The organism is uncultured Xanthomonas sp., assembly GCF_964278005.1.
Lineage (GTDB): Bacteria > Pseudomonadota > Gammaproteobacteria > Xanthomonadales > Xanthomonadaceae > Xanthomonas_A > Xanthomonas_A sontii.
The window spans coordinates 234,830-253,407 of record NZ_CAXYKF010000015.1; the positions used below are offsets into that span (position 1 = coordinate 234,830).

The 18,578-nt window shown below is 69.1% G+C and carries 14 protein-coding genes; 6 read left to right on the forward strand and 8 right to left on the reverse strand.

Annotated features, from left to right (window positions below; all coding sequences use genetic code 11):
- Nucleotides 1-47 precede the first annotated feature (47 nt).
- The 5 genes from grpE (at nucleotide 48) to ACHWVH_RS09555 (ending at nucleotide 6,384) form a co-directional block, all read left to right on the forward strand.
- Nucleotides 48-569, forward strand: a complete 522-nt coding sequence (gene grpE / locus ACHWVH_RS09535; RefSeq protein ID WP_017913573.1) for a nucleotide exchange factor GrpE — start codon at nucleotides 48-50, stop codon at nucleotides 567-569.
- Nucleotides 570-714: 145 nt separating this feature from the next.
- The gene (gene dnaK / locus ACHWVH_RS09540) at nucleotides 715-2,643 is read left to right on the forward strand and encodes a molecular chaperone DnaK (protein ID WP_150411254.1); all 1,929 of its coding nucleotides are present in this window, start codon (nucleotides 715-717) and stop codon (nucleotides 2,641-2,643) included.
- Nucleotides 2,644-2,794: 151 nt separating this feature from the next.
- Nucleotides 2,795-3,925, forward strand: a complete 1,131-nt coding sequence (dnaJ, locus tag ACHWVH_RS09545) for a molecular chaperone DnaJ (RefSeq protein ID WP_017908540.1) — start codon at nucleotides 2,795-2,797, stop codon at nucleotides 3,923-3,925.
- Nucleotides 3,926-4,354: 429 nt separating this feature from the next.
- Nucleotides 4,355-5,275 (forward strand): pyridoxal kinase, encoded by a 921-nt coding sequence (gene pdxY, locus ACHWVH_RS09550; RefSeq protein ID WP_295928623.1) that lies wholly within the window; start codon nucleotides 4,355-4,357, stop codon nucleotides 5,273-5,275.
- Complete coding sequence (locus ACHWVH_RS09555; protein ID WP_394687044.1) at nucleotides 5,272-6,384, forward strand: prephenate dehydrogenase; 1,113 nt, start codon at nucleotides 5,272-5,274, stop codon at nucleotides 6,382-6,384. Before pdxY ends, ACHWVH_RS09555 begins: the two co-directional genes overlap by 4 nt.
- A gap of 350 nt (nucleotides 6,385-6,734) precedes the next feature.
- Here the strand turns inward: ACHWVH_RS09555 and ACHWVH_RS09560 are convergent, their stop codons facing one another.
- From ACHWVH_RS09560 to ACHWVH_RS09580, 5 genes are all read right to left on the reverse strand, one after another.
- Nucleotides 6,735-6,947, reverse strand: coding sequence for a hypothetical protein (locus ACHWVH_RS09560; RefSeq protein WP_010344257.1), 213 nt, complete (start codon nucleotides 6,945-6,947; stop codon nucleotides 6,735-6,737).
- Nucleotides 6,948-7,065: 118 nt separating this feature from the next.
- Entirely contained in the window at nucleotides 7,066-8,832 is a 1,767-nt protein-coding gene (locus ACHWVH_RS09565; protein ID WP_394687045.1) for an ABC transporter transmembrane domain-containing protein, read from the reverse strand.
- On the reverse strand, nucleotides 8,829-9,422 hold the full coding sequence (locus ACHWVH_RS09570; protein WP_017913577.1) for a YigZ family protein: 594 nt from the start codon (nucleotides 9,420-9,422) through the stop codon (nucleotides 8,829-8,831). The genes ACHWVH_RS09565 and ACHWVH_RS09570 overlap by 4 nt, the downstream gene beginning before the upstream one ends.
- Before the next feature lie 61 nt (nucleotides 9,423-9,483).
- Nucleotides 9,484-10,638, reverse strand: a complete 1,155-nt coding sequence (locus ACHWVH_RS09575) for a hypothetical protein (protein WP_394687046.1) — start codon at nucleotides 10,636-10,638, stop codon at nucleotides 9,484-9,486.
- Nucleotides 10,635-11,189: an RNA polymerase sigma factor gene (locus ACHWVH_RS09580; protein WP_017909180.1), complete on the reverse strand. Its 555-nt coding sequence runs from the start codon at nucleotides 11,187-11,189 to the stop codon at nucleotides 10,635-10,637. Before ACHWVH_RS09580 ends, ACHWVH_RS09575 begins: the two co-directional genes overlap by 4 nt.
- Nucleotides 11,190-11,408: 219 nt before the next feature.
- Between ACHWVH_RS09580 and ACHWVH_RS09585 the strand changes: the two genes are divergently transcribed.
- On the forward strand, nucleotides 11,409-14,294 hold the full coding sequence (locus tag ACHWVH_RS09585; protein ID WP_394687047.1) for an EAL domain-containing protein: 2,886 nt from the start codon (nucleotides 11,409-11,411) through the stop codon (nucleotides 14,292-14,294).
- A gap of 718 nt (nucleotides 14,295-15,012) precedes the next feature.
- Here the strand turns inward: ACHWVH_RS09585 and ACHWVH_RS09590 are convergent.
- From ACHWVH_RS09590 to sucB, 3 genes are all read right to left on the reverse strand, one after another.
- The gene (locus ACHWVH_RS09590) at nucleotides 15,013-15,606 is read right to left on the reverse strand and encodes a TIGR00730 family Rossman fold protein (protein WP_017913415.1); all 594 of its coding nucleotides are present in this window, start codon (nucleotides 15,604-15,606) and stop codon (nucleotides 15,013-15,015) included.
- A gap of 144 nt (nucleotides 15,607-15,750) precedes the next feature.
- Complete coding sequence (lpdA, locus tag ACHWVH_RS09595) at nucleotides 15,751-17,202, reverse strand: dihydrolipoyl dehydrogenase (protein ID WP_394687048.1); 1,452 nt, start codon at nucleotides 17,200-17,202, stop codon at nucleotides 15,751-15,753.
- Between the two features lie 149 nt (nucleotides 17,203-17,351).
- Nucleotides 17,352-18,566 (reverse strand): dihydrolipoyllysine-residue succinyltransferase, encoded by a 1,215-nt coding sequence (sucB, locus tag ACHWVH_RS09600; RefSeq protein ID WP_017909176.1) that lies wholly within the window; start codon nucleotides 18,564-18,566, stop codon nucleotides 17,352-17,354.
- Nucleotides 18,567-18,578: the final 12 nt, after the last annotated feature.

Genomic DNA, 18,578 nt, shown 5'->3' on the forward strand with positions numbered 1-18,578 from the left:
CATAGGTGGTCCGGTAAGGCGGGACGTACCCCGCCAGGGACCCGGACATGACGCAAGAGCACCCCGAATTCGATTCCGAACACCTGACCGAGGCGCAGCAGCCCTCGACCGATCCGCTGCAGGCGGAGATCGAGACGCTGCGCAGCGAACTGGCCCTGGTCAAGGCCGACGCCCTGCGCGAGCGCGCCGACCTGGAGAACCAGCGCAAGCGCATCGCCCGCGACGTGGAGCAGGCGCGCAAGTTCGCCAACGAGCGCCTGCTCGGCGACCTGCTGCCGGTGTTCGACAGTCTGGACGCGGGGCTGACCGCTGCCGGCAGCGAGCCCAGCCCGCTGCGCGACGGCCTGGAACTGACCTACAAGCAGTTGCTCAAGGTCGCCGCCGACAACGGCCTGACCCTGCTCGACCCGACCGGCGAGCCGTTCAACCCCGAGCATCACCAGGCGATCAGCCAGGCCGAGGCCGAGGGCGTGGCCCCGGGTCATGTGATCCAGGTGTTCCAGAAGGGCTACCTGCTCAACGACCGCCTGCTGCGGCCCGCTCTGGTGGTGGTGGCCAAGCACGACTGAGCGCGCCGGCCGCCCGCGCCTGAACCCGGCGCGGCGGCGGTGGAACGCTAATTTGCGGCGATGGCTTGAATGACCTGCAGCCATCCCTATATCCGAACCAGATCCCGGCACTGGCCGGCTACACGACCTTTCAGGAGTCATTGCAATGGGCAAGATCATCGGCATCGACCTGGGCACGACCAATTCGTGCGTGGCGATCATGGACGGCGGCAAGGCCCGCGTCATCGAGAATTCCGAGGGTGACCGCACCACGCCTTCGATCGTCGCCTACACCAAGGACGGCGAAGTGCTGGTGGGCGCCTCGGCCAAGCGCCAGGCCGTCACCAACCCCAAGAACACCTTCTACGCGGTCAAGCGCCTGATCGGCCGCAAGTTCACCGACGCCGAAGTGCAGAAGGACATCGGCCTGGTGCCGTACAGCATCGTCCAGCACGACAACGGCGACGCCTGGGTGGCCACCGCCGACGGGCGCAAGCTGGCCTCGCAGGAAATCTCCGCGCAGGTGCTGGAGAAGATGAAGAAGACCGCCGAGGCGTTCCTGGGCGAGACCGTCACCGAGGCGGTCATCACCGTGCCGGCGTACTTCAACGACAGCCAGCGCCAGGCGACCAAGGACGCCGGCCGCATCGCCGGCCTGGACGTCAAGCGCATCATCAACGAGCCGACCGCGGCCGCGCTGGCCTACGGCCTGGACAAGGGCCAGGGCGGCGACCGCAAGATCGCGGTGTACGACCTGGGCGGCGGCACCTTCGACGTGTCGATCATCGAGATCGCCAACGTCGACGGCGAGAAGCAGTTCGAAGTGCTGGCCACCAACGGCGACACCTTCCTGGGCGGCGAAGACTTCGACAAGCGCGTCATCGACTACCTGGTGGAAGAGTTCAACAAGGACCAGGGCATCGACCTGCGCAAGGATCCGCTGGCGCTGCAGCGCCTGAAGGACGCCGCCGAGCGCGCCAAGATCGAGTTGTCGTCCTCGCAGCAGACCGAAGTCAACCTGCCGTACGTCACCGCCGACGCGTCGGGCCCGAAGCACCTCAACATCAAGCTGACCCGGGCCAAGCTCGAGGCGCTGGTGGAGGACCTGGTCAAGCGCACCATCGATCCGTGCCGCACCGCGCTGAACGACGCCGGCCTGCGCGCCAGCGACATCACCGAGGTGATCCTGGTCGGTGGCCAGACCCGCATGCCGAAGGTGCAGCAGGCGGTGGCCGAGTTCTTCGGCAAGGAGCCGCGCAAGGACGTCAACCCCGACGAGGCCGTGGCGCTGGGCGCGGCGATCCAGGGCGGCGTGCTGGCCGGCGACGTCAAGGACGTGCTGCTGCTCGACGTGACCCCGCTGAGCCTGGGCATCGAGACCCTGGGCGGCGTGTTCACCAAGATCATCGAGAAGAACACCACCATCCCGACCAAGGCCTCGCAGGTGTTCTCCACCGCCGAGGACAACCAGTCGGCGGTGACCGTTCACGTGCTGCAGGGCGAGCGCGAGCAGGCCCGCTACAACAAGTCGCTGGCCAAGTTCGACCTGTCCGGCATCGAGCCGGCGCCGCGCGGCCTGCCGCAGGTGGAAGTGTCCTTCGACATCGACGCCAACGGCATCCTGCACGTGTCGGCCAAGGACAAGAAGACCAACAAGGAACAGAAGGTCGAGATCAAGGCCGGCTCCGGTCTGTCGGACGACGAGATCCAGCGGATGGTCGCCGACGCGGAAGCCAACCGCGAGGAAGACAAGAAGTTCCACGAGCTGGTGCAGGCGCGCAACCAGGCCGACGGTCTGATCCACGCCACCCGCAGCGCGATCACCGAGCACGGCAGCAAGGTCGGCGGCGACGTGATCGGCAAGGTCGAGTCGGCGCTGGCGGACCTGGAAACCGCGATGAAGGGCGACGACAAGGGTCAGATCGAGGCCAAGACCAAGGCGCTGGAAGAGGCCGGTCAGTCGCTGTACGCGGCCGCGGCGGCGGGCGAGCAGCAGCCGGGCGGCAACGCCGGCGGCGCGCATGCGTCCTCGGCCCACGCCGACGACGTGGTCGACGCCGAGTTCACCGAGGTCAAGGACGACAAGAAGGCGTGATCCAGCCTTAAGGAATCGGTTTTCGAAGGAGCGGTGCTCAGGCTCCGCTCCTTCGCCGTTTTAAGGTTCCCGGTTTCATCGCCGCTATGACCGATCGCTACAGGATGCCCGTTTTGAACCATTCTCCATTCCCCATCGCCGATTCCCAGCCATGAGCAAACGCGACTATTACGAAGTGCTGGGTGTGGCCCGCACCGCCAGCGACGACGAGCTGAAGAAGGCCTATCGCCGTTGCGCGATGAAGTACCACCCGGACCGCAATCCCGGCGACCAAGCCGCCGAGGCCGCGTTCAAGGAATGCAAGGAAGCCTATGAGGTGCTGTCCGACGGCAACCGCCGGCGCATGTACGACGCGCACGGCCACGCCGCGTTCGAGCACGGCATGGGCGGGATGGGTGGGGGCCCTGGCGGCCCGGACATGGGCGATATCTTCGGCGACATTTTCGGCAACATCTTCGGTGGCGCCGGCGGTGGCGGGCGTGCGCCACGGCGTGGCGCCGACATCGGCTACGTGCTGGAGCTGGACCTGGAAGAAGCGGTGGCCGGCATCGAGCGCCGCATCGAGATTCCGACCCTGAGCGAATGCGAGCACTGCCACGGCAGCGGCTCGGAGGACGGCAAGGTCGAGACCTGTGGCACCTGCCACGGGCGCGGTCAGGTGCGCATCCAGCGTGGCATCTTCGCCATGCAGCAGACCTGCCCGCAGTGCGCCGGTCGCGGCCAGATCGTGCAGAACCCGTGCGGCGTGTGCCATGGCGCCGGGCGCGTGGAAGAGACCAAGGTGCTGTCGGTGAAGATTCCCGCCGGCGTCGACAACGGCGATCGCATCCGCCTGTCGGGCGAGGGCGAGGCCGGTCCGGCCGGCACTCCGCCGGGCGATCTGTACGTGGAAGTGCGCGTGCGCGAGCACCCGATCTTCCAGCGCGACGGCGACGACCTGCACTGCGAGGTGCCGATCCGCATCTCGCAGGCGGCGCTGGGCGACACCGTGCGCGTGGCCACCCTCGGCGGCGAGGCGGAGATCCGCATTCCGGCCGAGACCCAGACCGGCAAGCTGTTCCGCCTGCGCGGCAAGGGCGTGCGCTCGGTGCGCAGCCGCAGCGAAGGCGACCTGTACTGCCGGGTGGTGGTGGAGACGCCGATCAATCTCACCGCCGACCAGCGCAAGCTGCTGGAGCAGTTCGAGTCCACCTTCACCGGCGAGGACGCGCGCAAGCATTCGCCGAAGTCGGCGACCTTCATCGATGGGGTGAAGGGGTTCTGGGACCGGATGACGTCGTGAGGTGAGCCGGGATTAGGGATTCGGGATTAGGGATGACCAGCCTGCGGCTGTCGGAAGCCGGGATTCGGGATTGGTGATGACCAGCCTGCGGCTGTTGAGAGCCGGGATTCGTGATGGTCCCGGTGTTGTTTCCCGCAGTGCTTTTGTGGGAGGGGCTTCAGCCCCGACGCTTTACCGTTAAAGCGTCGCGGCTGAAGCCGCTCCTACAAGTGGAATGCTTCGCCGCTGAGCGGAGTGAGAAATAGAAATTCTTGATTCCGGATGTTGTTTGGACTTCTCCCGCATCCTGGCCCCTGTTGCAGGAGCGGCTTCAGCCGCGACGCTTTCTCGTCGGAGCGTCGCAGCTGAGGCCGTTGTTGCTGAAAGCCCCCGCAACACGGCGCATGCACGCGCCTCTTGGCGCTCTTGCGCCGGCGCTACACTACGGCGATGAACGCTTCCGCCGACAGCTCCGCTGCAAGTCATCTCATCCATGGTCGCCGCCAGCGCCCCGACGGGCCGGTGCCGGTCGACGTCATTTCCGTGCAGTCGCAACTGGTCTACGGCCATGCCGGCAATAGCGCGGCGGTGCCGCCGTTGCGCGCGCTGGGCATGCGCGTGGCCGAGATCCCGACCACCCTGCTGAGCAATGCGCCGTTCTATGCGACCTTGCGCGGCAAGGTGCTGCCGTCGGACTGGTTCGCCGATCTGCTGCTCGGCGCCAGCGAACGCGGCCTGCCGCAACGCGCGCGCATGCTGGTGTCCGGCTACTTCGGCAGCGTCGGCAATGGCGCCGCCTTCGCCGACTGGCTCGACGCCACCCTGCCGCAGTGCCCGACGCTGCGCTACTGCCTGGACCCGGTGATCGGCGATACGCATACCGGCCCCTACGTGGAGCCGGGCCTGGAAGCGATCTTCGCCGAGCGCCTGTTGCCGCACGCATGGCTGGTGACGCCGAATGCGTTCGAACTCGGCCGCCTGACCGGCATGCCGGCACTGGCGCAGGACGAGGCGATCGCCGCGGCACGCGTGTTGCTGGCGCGCGGGCCGGAATGGGTGCTTGCGCATAGCGTCGGCGGCGATGCCGGGCAATTGGTCACGCTGGCGGTGAGCCGCGAGGCGGTCTACCGCTGGTGCTCGCCATTGCTGCCGGTGGATGTCGCCGGCACCGGCGATGTGTTGATGGCGCTGCTGGTGGCGTTCCTGTTGCGCGGCGACAGCTTCGAGGCGGCGATCGGCCGCGCCATCGCCGGCGTGCATGCGGCGCTGGAGGCGACCCTGGCCGCGGACGTGGAAGAACTGGACGTGCTGGCGGCGGCGCCGGCTGCGCTGGCCACGCCGCTGCGCTTCGTCGCCGAGCGCCTGGCGTGAGCCTGCGCCCGGTCGTCGGCATCGTCGGCAGTGCCGGCGCCTATGGTCGCTGGCTGAGCCGCTTCTTCCGCGAGCGCATGCAGTTGCAGGTGATCGGCCGCGATCCGACCGACCCGCAGTCGCTGGCGCCGGAGGCGCTGCTGCAGCAGGCGCAGGTGCTGATCTTCTCCGCGCCGATCCGGCACACGCCGGCGTTGATCGGCGAGTACGTGCAGCGCGCCGGCGGCCGCGAGCGCGACCAGCTGTGGCTGGACGTCACCTCGGTCAAGGCCGCGCCGGTGGCGGCGATGCTGGCCTCGCAGGCGGAAGTGGCCGGCCTGCATCCGATGACCGCGCCGCCGAAGTCGCCCACGCTCAAGGGCCGCGTGCTGGTGGTCTGCGAGGCGCGGGTGGCGCAGTGGCAGCCTTGGCTGCAGCAGCTGTACGCGGCGCTGGAAGGCGAGTGCGTGCGCACCACGCCCGAGCACCACGACCGGGTGATGGCGCTGGTGCAGGCGATGGTCCACGCCACGCATCTGGCCCAGGCCGGCGTGCTGCGCGAGCATGCGCCGGCGCTGGGGCCGTTGCAGGCGCTGCTGCCGTACCGCTCGGCCTCGTTCGAACTGGATACCGCGATCATCGCGCGCATCCTGGCCTTGAATCCGGCCATCTACGAAGACATCCAGTTCGGCAATCCGCATGTCGGCGATGTGCTGGACGGGCTGATCGCGCAGCTGTCGCGGCTGCGCGATCAGGTCGGCCGTGGCGATGATGCGGCGCGCGCGCAGTTTCGTGCCGAGTTTCTCGACGCCAACCGGCAGGCGCTGGGCGAGGCGGTGATCGCGCAGGGCAACTACAGCTACGAACGGGTGGGGTACTTGCTCGCCGATCTGACCGAGCAGGCCACGCTCAGCGTGTACTTGCCGGAAGACCGCGCCGGCTCCTTGCGCGCGCTGCTGCACGTGTTCGAGCGCCATGGGGTGAATCTCGCTTCGATCCACTCCTCGCGCACGCAGGCGGGCGAGCTGCATTTTCGGCTCGGCTTCGATCCGGCCAGCGATGCGGGGGCGGTGCGTGGCGCGGCGGCAGAGATCGATGCCAGTGGGATCGGGCGGGTGCTGGCGGGGTGAATTGCACAGCACGCCGTCGTGGCTGAAGCCGCTCCTGCAGGAACTTGCGGCGAGTTGGCTGGGGCACTGTGGGAGGGACTTCAATCCCGACGCGGTGCGCCATCGGAACGCGCACCGCTTCGCTCCTCGCGGCTTCAGCTGCGCTCCAGAACACATGGACGCACGACGCCCACCTCTGGATTCATCCACAGCGCATGTGGATCGTCACTGCGCAAACATGTGGATAACCCTCGGCGCGCCTTGCTGCGCAAGCCTGTCAAGCCGTGTGGCGAAAAATTCACCAGCTTGCCGCCAGCACCCCGAACGCCAGTGGCGATGACGGGGCATGGCGGCACAGCGTGGTGGCGACGCTAGACCGCGGTCAGGGTCAACTCGCCGCCGGTGGTGACGAACTGCTGGCCGCGGCGGATCAGCTTGCGGCCGTCGGCCAGTTCGTAGCGCAGTCCGCTGTCGGCGTGCGGGTCGTGCTGCGCCTGCTGCTGGCGCGGCGCATCGTCCTGGAACTCGGTGATCAGATAGGCCTCGCCGTCGGGACCGAGGGCGGGCAATTGGCGAAAGGACATCGGAAGCCTCCTGTCGAACGCTGCATCGAATGCGGGACGCCGGAGCGGCGGCCGCGGGCGCGCGGCCGCAGCGCAGACGCGGCTCGACCGTAGTCCCGCCGCCGTTAGCGCGGCGTGCTCAGTCGATGAATTGAAGGCGAGCGAGTTCGGCGTACAGCCCGTCCTGCGCCAGCAGCTCGGCGTGGGTGCCCTGGGCGACGATGCGGCCATGGTCCATCACCACGATGCGGTCGGCCTTCAGCACGGTGGCCAGGCGGTGCGCGATCACCAGGGTGGTGCGTCCGGCCATCAGCCGCTCCAGCGCTTGCTGCACGGCGTGTTCGCTCTGCGCGTCCAGGGCGCTGGTGGCCTCGTCCAGCAACAGGATCGGCGCGTCCTTGAGCAGGGCGCGGGCGATGGCGATGCGCTGCTGCTGGCCGCCGGACAGGCGCGCGCCACGTTCGCCCAGTTCGCTGGCATAGCCCTCCGGCAATTGCCGCAGGAACGCGTCGGCTTCGGCCGAGCGCGCGGCGGCCTCGACCTCGGCCTCGCTGGCCTCGAGCCGGCCGTAGCGGATGTTGTCGGCGGCGCTGGCGGCGAACAGGGTGGGGTGCTGCGGCACCAAGCCGATGGCCGCGCGCAGTTGCGACGGATCCAGCGTGCGCAGGTCCAGGCCGTCCACCTGCACGCTGCCCGATTGCGGATCGTGGAAGCGCATCAACAGCGCCAGCACGGTGCTCTTGCCGGCGCCGGAGGGGCCGACCAGGGCCACGCTCTCGCCGGGCCGCACGTGCAGATCGAAGCCATCCAGCGCCGGGTGATCGGGTCGCTGCGGGTAGCGGAAGCTGACGTTGTCGAAACGCACCTCGCCGCGCAGCGGCTGCGGCAGCGCGCGTGGCTGTGCCGGCGCAACGATGTCGGGGCGTTCCTGGAACAGTTCGGCGATGCGGCCCATGCCGCCGGCCGCGCGCTGCAGGTCGTTCCAGACCTCGGCCAGCGAAGCCACCGAGCCGCCACCGAACATCGCATACAGCACGAACTGGCCGAGCGCGCCGGCGCTCAATTCGCCGGCGGCGACCTCGTGTGCGCCCGACCACAGCACCAGCACGATGGCGCCGAAGATCAGCACGATGGCCGCGGCGGTGATCAATGCCTGTGCACCGACCCGGCGCCGCGCCACCGCCACGGTCTGCGCCAGCGCCTCGCCGAAGCGGCCGCGTTCGTAGCCTTCGCGCGCGTAGGCCTGCACCGTGCGCACCGCGCCCAGGGTCTCGGCGGCCAGGGTGTTGGCGTCGGCGACGCGGTCCTGGCTGGCGCGCGAGATCTTCTGCAGGCGCCGCGCGCCGAGCACGATCGGCAGCACCGCCAGCGGGATGCCGAGCAGGGTGTAGGCGGCCAGGTGCGGGCTGGTCACACACAGCATCACCACGCTGCCGACCGCGGTGACCGTGCTGCGCAGCGCCACCGACATGGTGCTGCCGATGACCCCGCGCAGCAGTTCGCTGTCGGCCGACAGGCGCGAGACCAGTTCGCCGCTGCGGTTGCGGTCGTGGAAGCCGGCGTGCAGGCCGATCAGGTGCGTGTACAGGCGCTCGCGCAGGTCGGCGACGACTTTCTCGCCGAGCAGCGACACGAAGTAGAAGCGCGTGGCGGTCGCCACCGCCAGCACCAGCGCGACTGCGAACAGCAGGGCGAACGACTGATTGATGCGGCTGCTGTCGCTGAAGCCGTGGTCGATCATCTGCCGTACCGCGACCGGCAGGCTCAGCGTGGCGCTGGAGGAGATCGCCAGCGCCACCAGCCAGGCGATCAGCAGGCCGCGCCGGCGACACACGAACGGCCACAGGGTGCGCAGGCTGCCGAGTCTGCGCAGCGACTTGGCCTGGTCGGCCGACGGGGTGTTCATGCGGGGGCGGGTTCCGAACAGCGGACCCGATTGCGAGTGGCGTCGCGCAGGCGGGTTTTCAAGGCGTCGACGCGATCGCGGGGCAGGCGCAGGCGCAGTTCGGCGCCGCCGGCGTCGAAGCGTTCATCGAGTTTTTCCGCGGCGCAGGCGCTCAGCGCGGCATGCACCGCGCCCAGGTCGTCGAAGCCGCAGTGCAGGGTCAGCAGGCTCAAGGCCAGCAACGGTTGCCGCGGCGCCAGGCGCAGGCATTCGGCCGCACTGCCGCCATAGGCGCGGACCAGACCGCCGGCGCCGAGCTTGATGCCGCCGTACCAGCGCGTGACCACCACCACCACGCGGTCGAAGCCCTGGCCGTCGATCGCGGCCAGGATCGGCCGGCCGGCGGTGCCGGCGGGCTCGCCGTCGTCGCTGGAACGGTATTCGTCGCCGTGGCGGTAGGCCCAGCAATTGTGGGTGGCGTCGGCCACCATCACCTGCTGCACGAATGCCAGCGCTGCGCCGGCGTCGGCGATCGGCGCGGCGTGGGCAACGAAGCGGCTGTGCTTGATCTCCACGCTGTGGCTGACGGGGTGCGGGAGCGTATCGGGCATCGGCGGCATTGTAGACGAGGTGCGCTGCCGGCCTGCGGCGCAGGCGCCGGCAGCGCGCGGCTCAGTCCTGCAGCAGCGGGCGCAGGTCTGCAGGCACCGTGCGGTGCGGGTGGGTGCGCTGGAAGCGCAGCAGGCTGGCGCGGGCGACGTCCAGTTCGCCGCCGTCGCGGCGCTCGCGGATCCGTTGCAGCCAGCGCCGCGGGGGCAATCGTGCGTCGGCCTCCACGGCCACTTCCACTGCGGCCGCCAAGACGCCAGCGGAGGACCGTGGCTGCGCCGATGCGGCAGTGGGCGCGGCAGACGACGTCGAAGGTTGCAGCGACAGCGCCTCCGAGGACCCGGTCGCTGCCGCCTGCGCGCGCGGGACGGCCGCCAGCTTGGCCTGGCGGGCGTCGTCGGTGGGCGCGCTGCGTGCCCAGGTGTCCTGCGTCGTTGCCGCGCGCGCCGGTGCGCGCAAGGCCATGGCGGCGGGGGCGGCTTGCTGTTCGGCGGCCGGTGCGGCAGCCGGCTCGCTGCTATCCGCTGCGATCGCCGGTGGCGGTGGTGCCGGGGCCGGCGGTGCAACTGGCGCCACCATCGCCGGTGACGCGGGAGTGGCCAGGCTCTTCGCGGGCACCGGCTTGCGCGCCTGCGCCTCCGGCAGTGGCGCGGCAGGTGCTTCCGCTTCCATGCGCGCCGAGGCCACAGGGGCGGGTGCTGTGGCCTTGGGGGCCGCCGGCGCGGTGGCATCCGGCGCCGGTTCCGCGGAGGGCGGTGCCGGCGATGCGGCTGGCGCAGAAGCGGCGTCGGTGGCGGGCGTCGCTGCCGGAGCAGGCGCTGCCGACGGCATCGGCGCCGAGGGCACCGGCGGGCGTGCGCGCCAGGCGATGCCGGCCACCAGCACCAGCGAGGCGGCCAGGCCGAGCCAGGTCGGCCAGCGTGGCCGCGACGCCGGCGGGGCGGCACGCGATGCGGGCGCCGGGCCTGGCCCGGCCGGGTCGGCGGTCGCGATGGAGGCGGGTGCGGACGCTGGCATCGCGGTGGCGGCTTGCGCCCGTGCGCGCTCCGCGGCGCTGCTGGGATACTCCGGGACCTCGGCGGCTCCCGGTGCGACCGCCGCGCGCGCGGCAGCCAGGATCGCCGCATCCAGCGCCGGCGGCGGCAATGCCTGCCGGCCCAGGCGCAGGCGTTCGGCGAGCGCGCGCTCTTCCGGGGTCAGCGGTTCGTCGGCGCTCATCCGCCCAACCTCGCACGCAGTTTGTCCATCGCATAGCGCAGCCGCGACTTGACCGTCTCGCGGCCGACGCCGGTGATGTGCCCGATCTCGTCCAGGCTCAATTCCTGCTCCAGGCGCAGCAGCAGCACGTCGCGTTGCTCCTCGGGAAGCGCATCCAGCGCCAGTTGCAACTGGCGCCGTTGTTCGAAGGCGGACAACTGCCGCTCCGGGGTGTCGGGGTCCTGCACGCGCGCGGTGCGCAGGTCGGCGTCGGCCGGCGCCGGCGGGCGGTGCTTGGCCGCGCGCCAATGGTCGCCAAGCCGATTGTGGGCGATGCGCAGCAGCCAGGTGGTGAACGCGGCCTGCGGCTGCCAGTCCAGGCGTGCGGCGATCACCCGCTGCCACACGTCCTGGAACAGTTCTTCGGCCAGCGCCCGGTCGCGCAGCTGCCGCAGCAGGTATTGGTACAGGCGGCCGCGATGGCGCAGGTACAGAGTCTCGAACGCGCGTGCGTCGCCGGCGGCATAGGCCAGCATCAGGGCTTCGTCGCTCGCGTCGACCGGGGCGTCCACGGCGGCAAGCCTAAGCGTTCGCCGGTCCGCCGCATAGTCGGGAGGCGGGGGCCCGGGAGAGGGCGTCGGTGACGGACATTCGGACAACATGGGTAGACAAACGCGTATCGCGACACTTCGGGGTCGATCGGGCGTCGATCGGTGCATGCAACGGGTATGCTGGGGGTGAAAGGGCGAGCGTGGAGCAGTTCCGGGGGCCCTGCAGGAGAATCGTTGTCGATGCTGTTCAATTCGTCCGCCACCGCCCGCGAAGACGCTTCCGGCGGCCATGCGCCCGCCCGCACGGCGCAGGCCTTGTGCGGGCTGCTGCCGCCCGGCAGCGCCGTGGTGGTCGGCTGCGGCGACGGCGTGGTCGGGCGCCTCCACGGCGCCAGCGCGGAGGCGCCGGAGTGGCTGCAGGCGCTGGTCGCGCAGACGCTGGCCGCCACCGAGTTGCCGCCGTCGACGACACCGACGGTGCTGCACGTGCATCGCACCGCCGAGGGGGCCTGCGTGGTCATCGGTGCGCAGGTGAGACGGCCGCTGGACGAAGCGTACCGCGCCGCCTGGTGCGAGGCCGCGGTCGCCTTCGGCCTCAACCTGCTCGACACCGAGCGCATGCGCGCGCGCATCGAGGGCCTGGAGAAATCCAAGCAGCTGCAGCAGGCGCTGTACGAGATCGCCGATCTGGCCGGCGCCGATCTGGAAATGAGCCAGATGCTGCAGCGCGTGCATGCGGTGCTGGAATCGCTGATGTATGCGGAGAACTGCTACATCGTCGAATACGACGAAGATCAGCAGAGCATGCGCTTTCTGTACTTCTCCGACCGCCACGACGACTTCGTCGCCGATCCGGAGCAGACCTACTTCCTGCGCGACATGCCGCACAGCCTCACCGTGGGACTGCTGCGCCACGGCCGCGCGGTGCGTGGGCCCTCGGAGCAGGTGCGCGAACGCCTGCAGGTCGGCTACAACGCCGAACACGGCCCGGAGAGCCGCGACTGGCTGGGCGTGCCGATGCTGCGCGAGGGCCGGGTGTGCGGCGCGATCGTGGTGCAGAACTACGACTACGCGCTGCGCTACACCGACGCCGACCGCGCGCTGCTGGCCTACGTGGCGCAACACGTGCAAACCGCGATGGACCGGCGCCATGCGCAGGTGCAACTGGAGCGGCGGGTGCACCTGCGGACCCAGGAACTGCAGCGCGCCAACCGCGACCTGCAGGACGAGATCCAGGAGCGCAAGCGCGCCGAGACGCTGCAACTGGCGCTGTTCCGCATCGCCGAGCTGGCGATCCGCTCGGAGAGCCTGCAGCAGTTCTACACCGAGGTGCACGCCATCGTCGGCGGGCTGATCGACGCGCGCAACCTGTACATCGCGCTGCTGTCCGACGACGACACGATGCTGGAGTTCGTCTACTCGGTGGACGAGTTCACCCCTTACCGGCCGCAACGGCGCCGCGGCCGCGGACTGACCGAGTACGTGATGCGGGTGCGGCGTCCGCAACTGCTCGAACTTCCCGGCATCGACGCCTTGCTGGCGCAGGGCGAGGTACAGGAGTACGGCCAGCGCCCCTACAGCTGGCTGGGCGTGCCGCTGTTCGACGAAGGCGAGGTGATCGGCGCGATCGTGGTGCAGAGCTACATCGCCAAGGTGCGGTTCACCGAGCACGACCAGCGCCTGCTGACCTTCGTCGCGCACAACGTCGGCAGCGGTCTGGCGCGGCAGCGCGCGCAGGAACGGCTGCGGCTGGCGCACGCGGAGCTGGAGCAGCGCGTGGAGGAGCGCACCCGCGAACTGGCCGAGGTCAACGAGCAATTGCTGGCGCAGATCGCTGAACGCTGGCGTGCCGAGCAGCGCCTGACCCACCAGGCGCTGCATGATGCGCTGACCGGGTTGCCGAACCGGTCGCATCTGCTGGACCGGCTCAGCGAGGCGATCTCCCGTGCCCGCGGCGGCGGCAGGACCTTCGCCGTGCTGTTCCTGGATCTGGACCGGTTCAAGCTGGTCAACGACAGCATCGGCCACGCCGCCGGCGACGAGATGCTGGTGCAGGTCGCCAAGCGCATCGTCTCCACGATCCGCGGCCAGGACGTGGTGGCGCGCCTGGGCGGCGACGAATTCGCGGTGCTGACGCCGTGCGAGCACGGCCTGGACGGTGCGCGCGAACTGGCGCGGCGGCTGCTGCACGTGCTCGGCCAGCCGATGTGGGTGGCCGGCCGCGAACTGTTCCCGTCGGGCAGCCTGGGCATCGCGGCCTGGCATCCGCGCTACCACAACGGCGAGGAGATGCTGCGCGACGCCGACGCGGCCATGTACCGGGCCAAGGCGCAGACGCAGGACCGCTGCGTGGTGTTCGACGAGGCCATGCGCGAGGCGGCGCTGCGCAGCCTCGATCTGGAGGCGGACCTGCGTCGGGCGATCAACAACCGCGACTTCGAGCCGTTCTACCAGCCGATCGTGCGCCTGCGCGACGGCGAGGTGATCGGCCACGAAGCGCTGCTGCGCTGGCGCCACGAAAGCCGCGGGCTGCTGGTGCCGAGCCAGTTCATCGACCTGGGCGAGGAGAGCGGCCTGATCGAGCAGGTGGACTGGCTGCTGTACGCGCAGGTGATCCGGCGCCTGGCGCAGAGCGAGGGCGGCTACGTCTCGGTCAACGTCTCGCCGCGGCATTTCCGCTCGCCGGATTTCACCGAGCGGCTGTTCGGGCTGATCGACACCGCCGGCGCCGATCCGCGTCGCCTGCGCGTGGAGATCACCGAGGTGGCGCTGCTCGACGACGCACCGCGCACCCTGACCATCCTGCAGGCGCTGCGCGAGCGCGGCGTGCTGGCGCAACTGGACGACTTCGGTACCGGCTTCTCGGCGCTGTCCTACCTGCACCGCTTCCCGATCTCGGTGCTGAAGATCGACCAGAGCTTCGTCGCCGGCCTGCAGGACGAGGGCAGCACCGGCAGCCACGCGCTGGTACGCGGCATTCTCGCCCTGGCCAGCACCCTGGGGATCGAGACGGTGGGCGAAGGCATCGAGACCGAACAGCAACTGGCGACCCTGCGCGAACTGGGTTGCGACTACGGGCAGGGCTATCTGCTCGGGCGCCCGGCCGCCGCGCCGCAGCTGCTTTGAGGCGATCGGGTGCGGGAGCGCGGCGCCATGCGCCCGTTGCTCGCAGCGCGACGCGTTGCGGCGCGTTTGTTCGATTCGCGCCTCCGATGCTGGAGCGACTGAAGATGCCGCCATGGCAGGTTGCCGCGTAGGAGCGGCTTCAGCCGCGATGGGTTTTATCGAGCACGCCCGTCGCGGCTGAAGCCGCTCTTGCAGGACACGTCCTGTCGGTATGGGCGGTGGCCTAAACGGTTCGCCACGCGCCAAGCGCTTGCCGTGGATCGGATGCGCCTGGCGCAACGCGTTGCGCCGCTTTTTGTCGATCCGCGCCGCAGGAACGATCGTGCGCCGGAATTCATGGCGCGTCGCCACGCGTCATGACGTTGCCGCTTTTCGGCGTCTCAGCGCAACGCGTTGCGGCGCTTTTCATCAATCCGCGCCATGCAAGCAGTGATGCGCCGGAATTTCTAACGCGTCGCCACGCGCGAGGCGCTAACTGCCGATCGGATGCTCTCAACGCAGTGCGTTTCGACGCTTCTCGTCGATCCGCGCCGCAGTGGCGGTGAGGCGCCGGAGTCGGTAGCGCGTCGCCACGCGCATTGACCCCGCCGCCCGTCAGACGCTCCTAGCGCAGCGCGTTGCGTCGCTTTTCATCAATCCGCGCCATGGAAGCAGTGAGGCGCCGGAATCTGTAACGCGTCGCCACGCGCCAGATGCTTACCGCCGATCAGAGATGCTCTCAGCGCAGCGCGTTACGGCGCTTCTCGTCAATCCACTTCGACGCCTGCGCCGGCGTGTACTCCCGCATCCAGCCCAGCATCGTGTCGATGTCGCTGCCGTACCACAGGTCGGCGCGCTGGTCCGGGTGCAGGAAGCGCTCCTCGACCATGCGATCGATCATGCCGATCAGCGGCGCGTAGAACCCTTCCACGTCGAGGAAGGCGCAGGGCTTGTTGCCGATGCCGAGCTGGCGCCAGGTCAGCATCTCGAAGATTTCTTCCATGGTGCCGAAGCCGCCGGGCAGAGCGACGAAGGCATCGGACAGGTCGAACATGCGCGACTTGCGCTCGTGCATCGAGCCGACGATCTCCAGCTCGGTGAGGCCGCGGTGCGCCACTTCCCAGTCGGCCAGCTGCTTGGGAATCACGCCGGTGACCTCGCCGCCGGCGGCGAGCACCGCATTGGCCACGGTGCCCATCAGGCCGACATTGCCGCCGCCATAGACCAGGCGCAGCCCCTGTTCGGCGATGCGTGTGCCCAGCGCGGTGGCACGTTCGACATAGGCGGGCTTGTTGCCGGCGTTGGAGCCGCAGTAGACGCAGATGCTTTTCATCGGGAATGGGGAGTCGGGAATGGGGATAGGGAAAATCAAAAGCCGAAACGCATAACGCCGGACTCGGGCCCGGCGTTATGCAGTGGGAATGCAGTGCCGGGAATGCGCTTGCCATTCCCGATTCTCCATTCCCGTTTCCCGGCTTCAATTGGCCTTATGAATCGCCCGCTTGCTCACCGCCATGGCCGCGTCGTGGATCGCTTCGGACAGGGTGGGGTGGGCGTGGCAGATGCGCGCCAGGTCGTCGGCCGAGCCGTTGAACTCCATGGTCAGCACGCCTTCGTGGACCAGTTCGGAGACGCCGACGCCGACCAGGTGCATGCCCAGGACGCGGTCGGTCTCGGCGTGGGCGATGACCTTGACGAAGCCCGCGGGCTCGCCCATCGCCACCGCACGGCCGATCGCGGCGAACGGGAAGCTGCCGGCCTTGTACGGCACGCCTTCGGCCTTGAGCTGCTGCTCGATCTTGCCGACCCAGGCGATTTCCGGCTCGGTGTAGATGACCCACGGAATGGTGTCGAAGTTGACGTGGCCGGGCAGGCCGGCGATCAGTTCGGCGACCGCGATGCCTTCCTCGAAACCCTTGTGCGCGAGCATCGGCCCGCGCACGCAGTCGCCGATCGCCCACACGCCGTCCACGCCGGTGTGGCAGTGCGCATCGACCTCGATCTGGCCGCGCTCGTTGACCTTGACGCCGGTACCGTCGGCCAGCAGGCCCTTGGTGGCGGCGCGGCGGCCGACGGCCACCAGCAGCTTGTCCACGTTGAGGGTCTTCTCGCCTTCGCTGTCGCTATAGGTGACGATCACTTCCTGCTTCTTGCCCTTGCCGGTGACTTCGGTCTTGGAGACCTTGGCGCCGAGCTTGATGTCCAGGCCCTGCTTCTTGAATTCCTTCAAGGCGGTCTTGGCCACTTCGGCATCGGCCAGGGCCAGGAAGTCCGGCAGCGCTTCGAGGATGGTGACCTCGGCGCCCAGGCGCTTCCACACGCTGCCCAGTTCCAGGCCGATCACGCCGGCGCCGATCACCGCCAGGCGCTTGGGCACTTCGGTGAAGTCCAGCGCGCCGACGTTGTCGACGATGGTCTCGCCGTCGAACTTGGCGAACGGCAGTTCGATCGAATCCGAGCCGGCGGCCAGGATCACGTTGGTGCCCTTCAGCTCGACTTCGCTGCCGTCGTGCTGCTTGACCTTGACCACGTTGCCCGGCTGCCCCGCGTTTGCTTGGAGCTCGCCGAAGCCGTAGTACGGGGTGATCTTGTTCGCCTTGAACAGCATCGCGATGCCGCCGGTGAACTGCTTGACGATCTTGTCCTTGCGCCCGACCATCGCCGCGACGTCGATCTTGGCATCCTTGAAGCTGATGCCGTGCTCGCCGAACAGGTGGCCCATGTTCCAGAACTGGCGCGAGGAATCCAGCAGCGCCTTGGACGGAATGCAGCCCACGCGCAGGCAGGTGCCGCCCAGCGCCGGCTTGCCGTCCTTGCCCAGCGCTGCGTCGATGCACGCGGTCTTCAGACCCAACTGGGCGGCGCGGATGGCCGCGTGATAGCCGGCGGGACCGGCTCCGATGACGACGACGTCGTATTGTTCGCTCATTTCATTCGCTCACACGGGAATGGGGAATAGGGAATGGGGAATCGCAAAAGCGCAGGCGCCTGCCGCCTCCCATCCAGGTCCAGGCGGGAACAGGGCAGGGAAATGGGCGCTTGTCCCATTCCCCACTTTCCATTCCCGATTCCCGGCTCTTACAGACCGAACAGCATCCGGCCCGGGTTTTCCAGCTGGTTCTTGATGTCGACCAGGAACTGCACCGAGTCCTTGCCGTCGATGATGCGGTGGTCGTAGGACAGCGCCAGGTACATCATCGGCGCGATCACGACCTGGCCGTTCTCGGCGATCGGACGCTCCTTGATCGCGTGCATGCCCAGGATCGCGCTCTGCGGCGGGTTGATGATCGGGGTCGACAGCAGCGAGCCGAAGGTGCCGCCGTTGGTCACGGTGAAGGTGCCGCCCTGCAGTTCTTCCAGGCTCAGCTTGCCGTCGCGCGCCTTCTTGGCGTAGTCGGCGATGCCCTGTTCGATGTCGGCGAAGGACTGCCGCTCGACGTTGCGCAGCACCGGGGTGACCAGGCCCTTGTCGGTGGACACGGCGATGGAGATGTCGCTGTAGCCGTGATAGATGATGTCGTCGCCGTCGATCGAGGCATTGACCAGCGGGAAGCGCTGCAGCGCGTTGGCCGCGGCCTTGACGAAGAAGCTCATGAAGCCGAGCTTGATGCCGTGGGCCTTCTGGAACTCGTCCTGCAGCTCCTTGCGCGCCGCCGAGACCTTGGCCAGGTTGACCTCGTTGAAGGTGGTCAGCATCGCGGTCGAGTTCTTCGACTGCATCAGGCGCTCGGCGATGCGCTTGCGCACGCGGGTCATCGGCACGCGCTCTTCCGGACGCGCACCGCTGGCCTTGCCGGCGCCGCCGTTCTTGGCGTAGTTGAGGATGTCTTCCTTGGTCACCGCGCCGCGGCGGCCGGTGCCTTCGACCTGCGACGGATCCACGCCTTCGGTGATGGCGCTGAAGCGCGCGCCCGGCGGCAGGCTGGACACATCACCGGCGGCCTTCGGCGCGTCGGCCTTGGCGGCCTTCGGCGCTTCCGCGGCGGCGGCCTTGGGCGCTTCGGCCTTCGGGGCCTCGGCGACCTTGGCCTCGGCCGGCGCCGCAGCGGCGGTCGCGCCTTCCTCGATGATCGCCAGGATCTGCGAGCTGGTCACGGTGGCGCCGGTCTCGAACTTGATCTCCTTCAGCACGCCATCGACGGGCGAGGGCACTTCCAGCACGACCTTGTCGGTCTCCAGGTCCACCAGGTTCTCGTCGCGCTTGACCGCCTCGCCGGCCTTCTTGTGCCAGCTGGCGATGGTGGCATCGGATACGGATTCGGGCAGTACCGGAACTTTGACTTCGGTGGCCATTGCAGGGGGCGT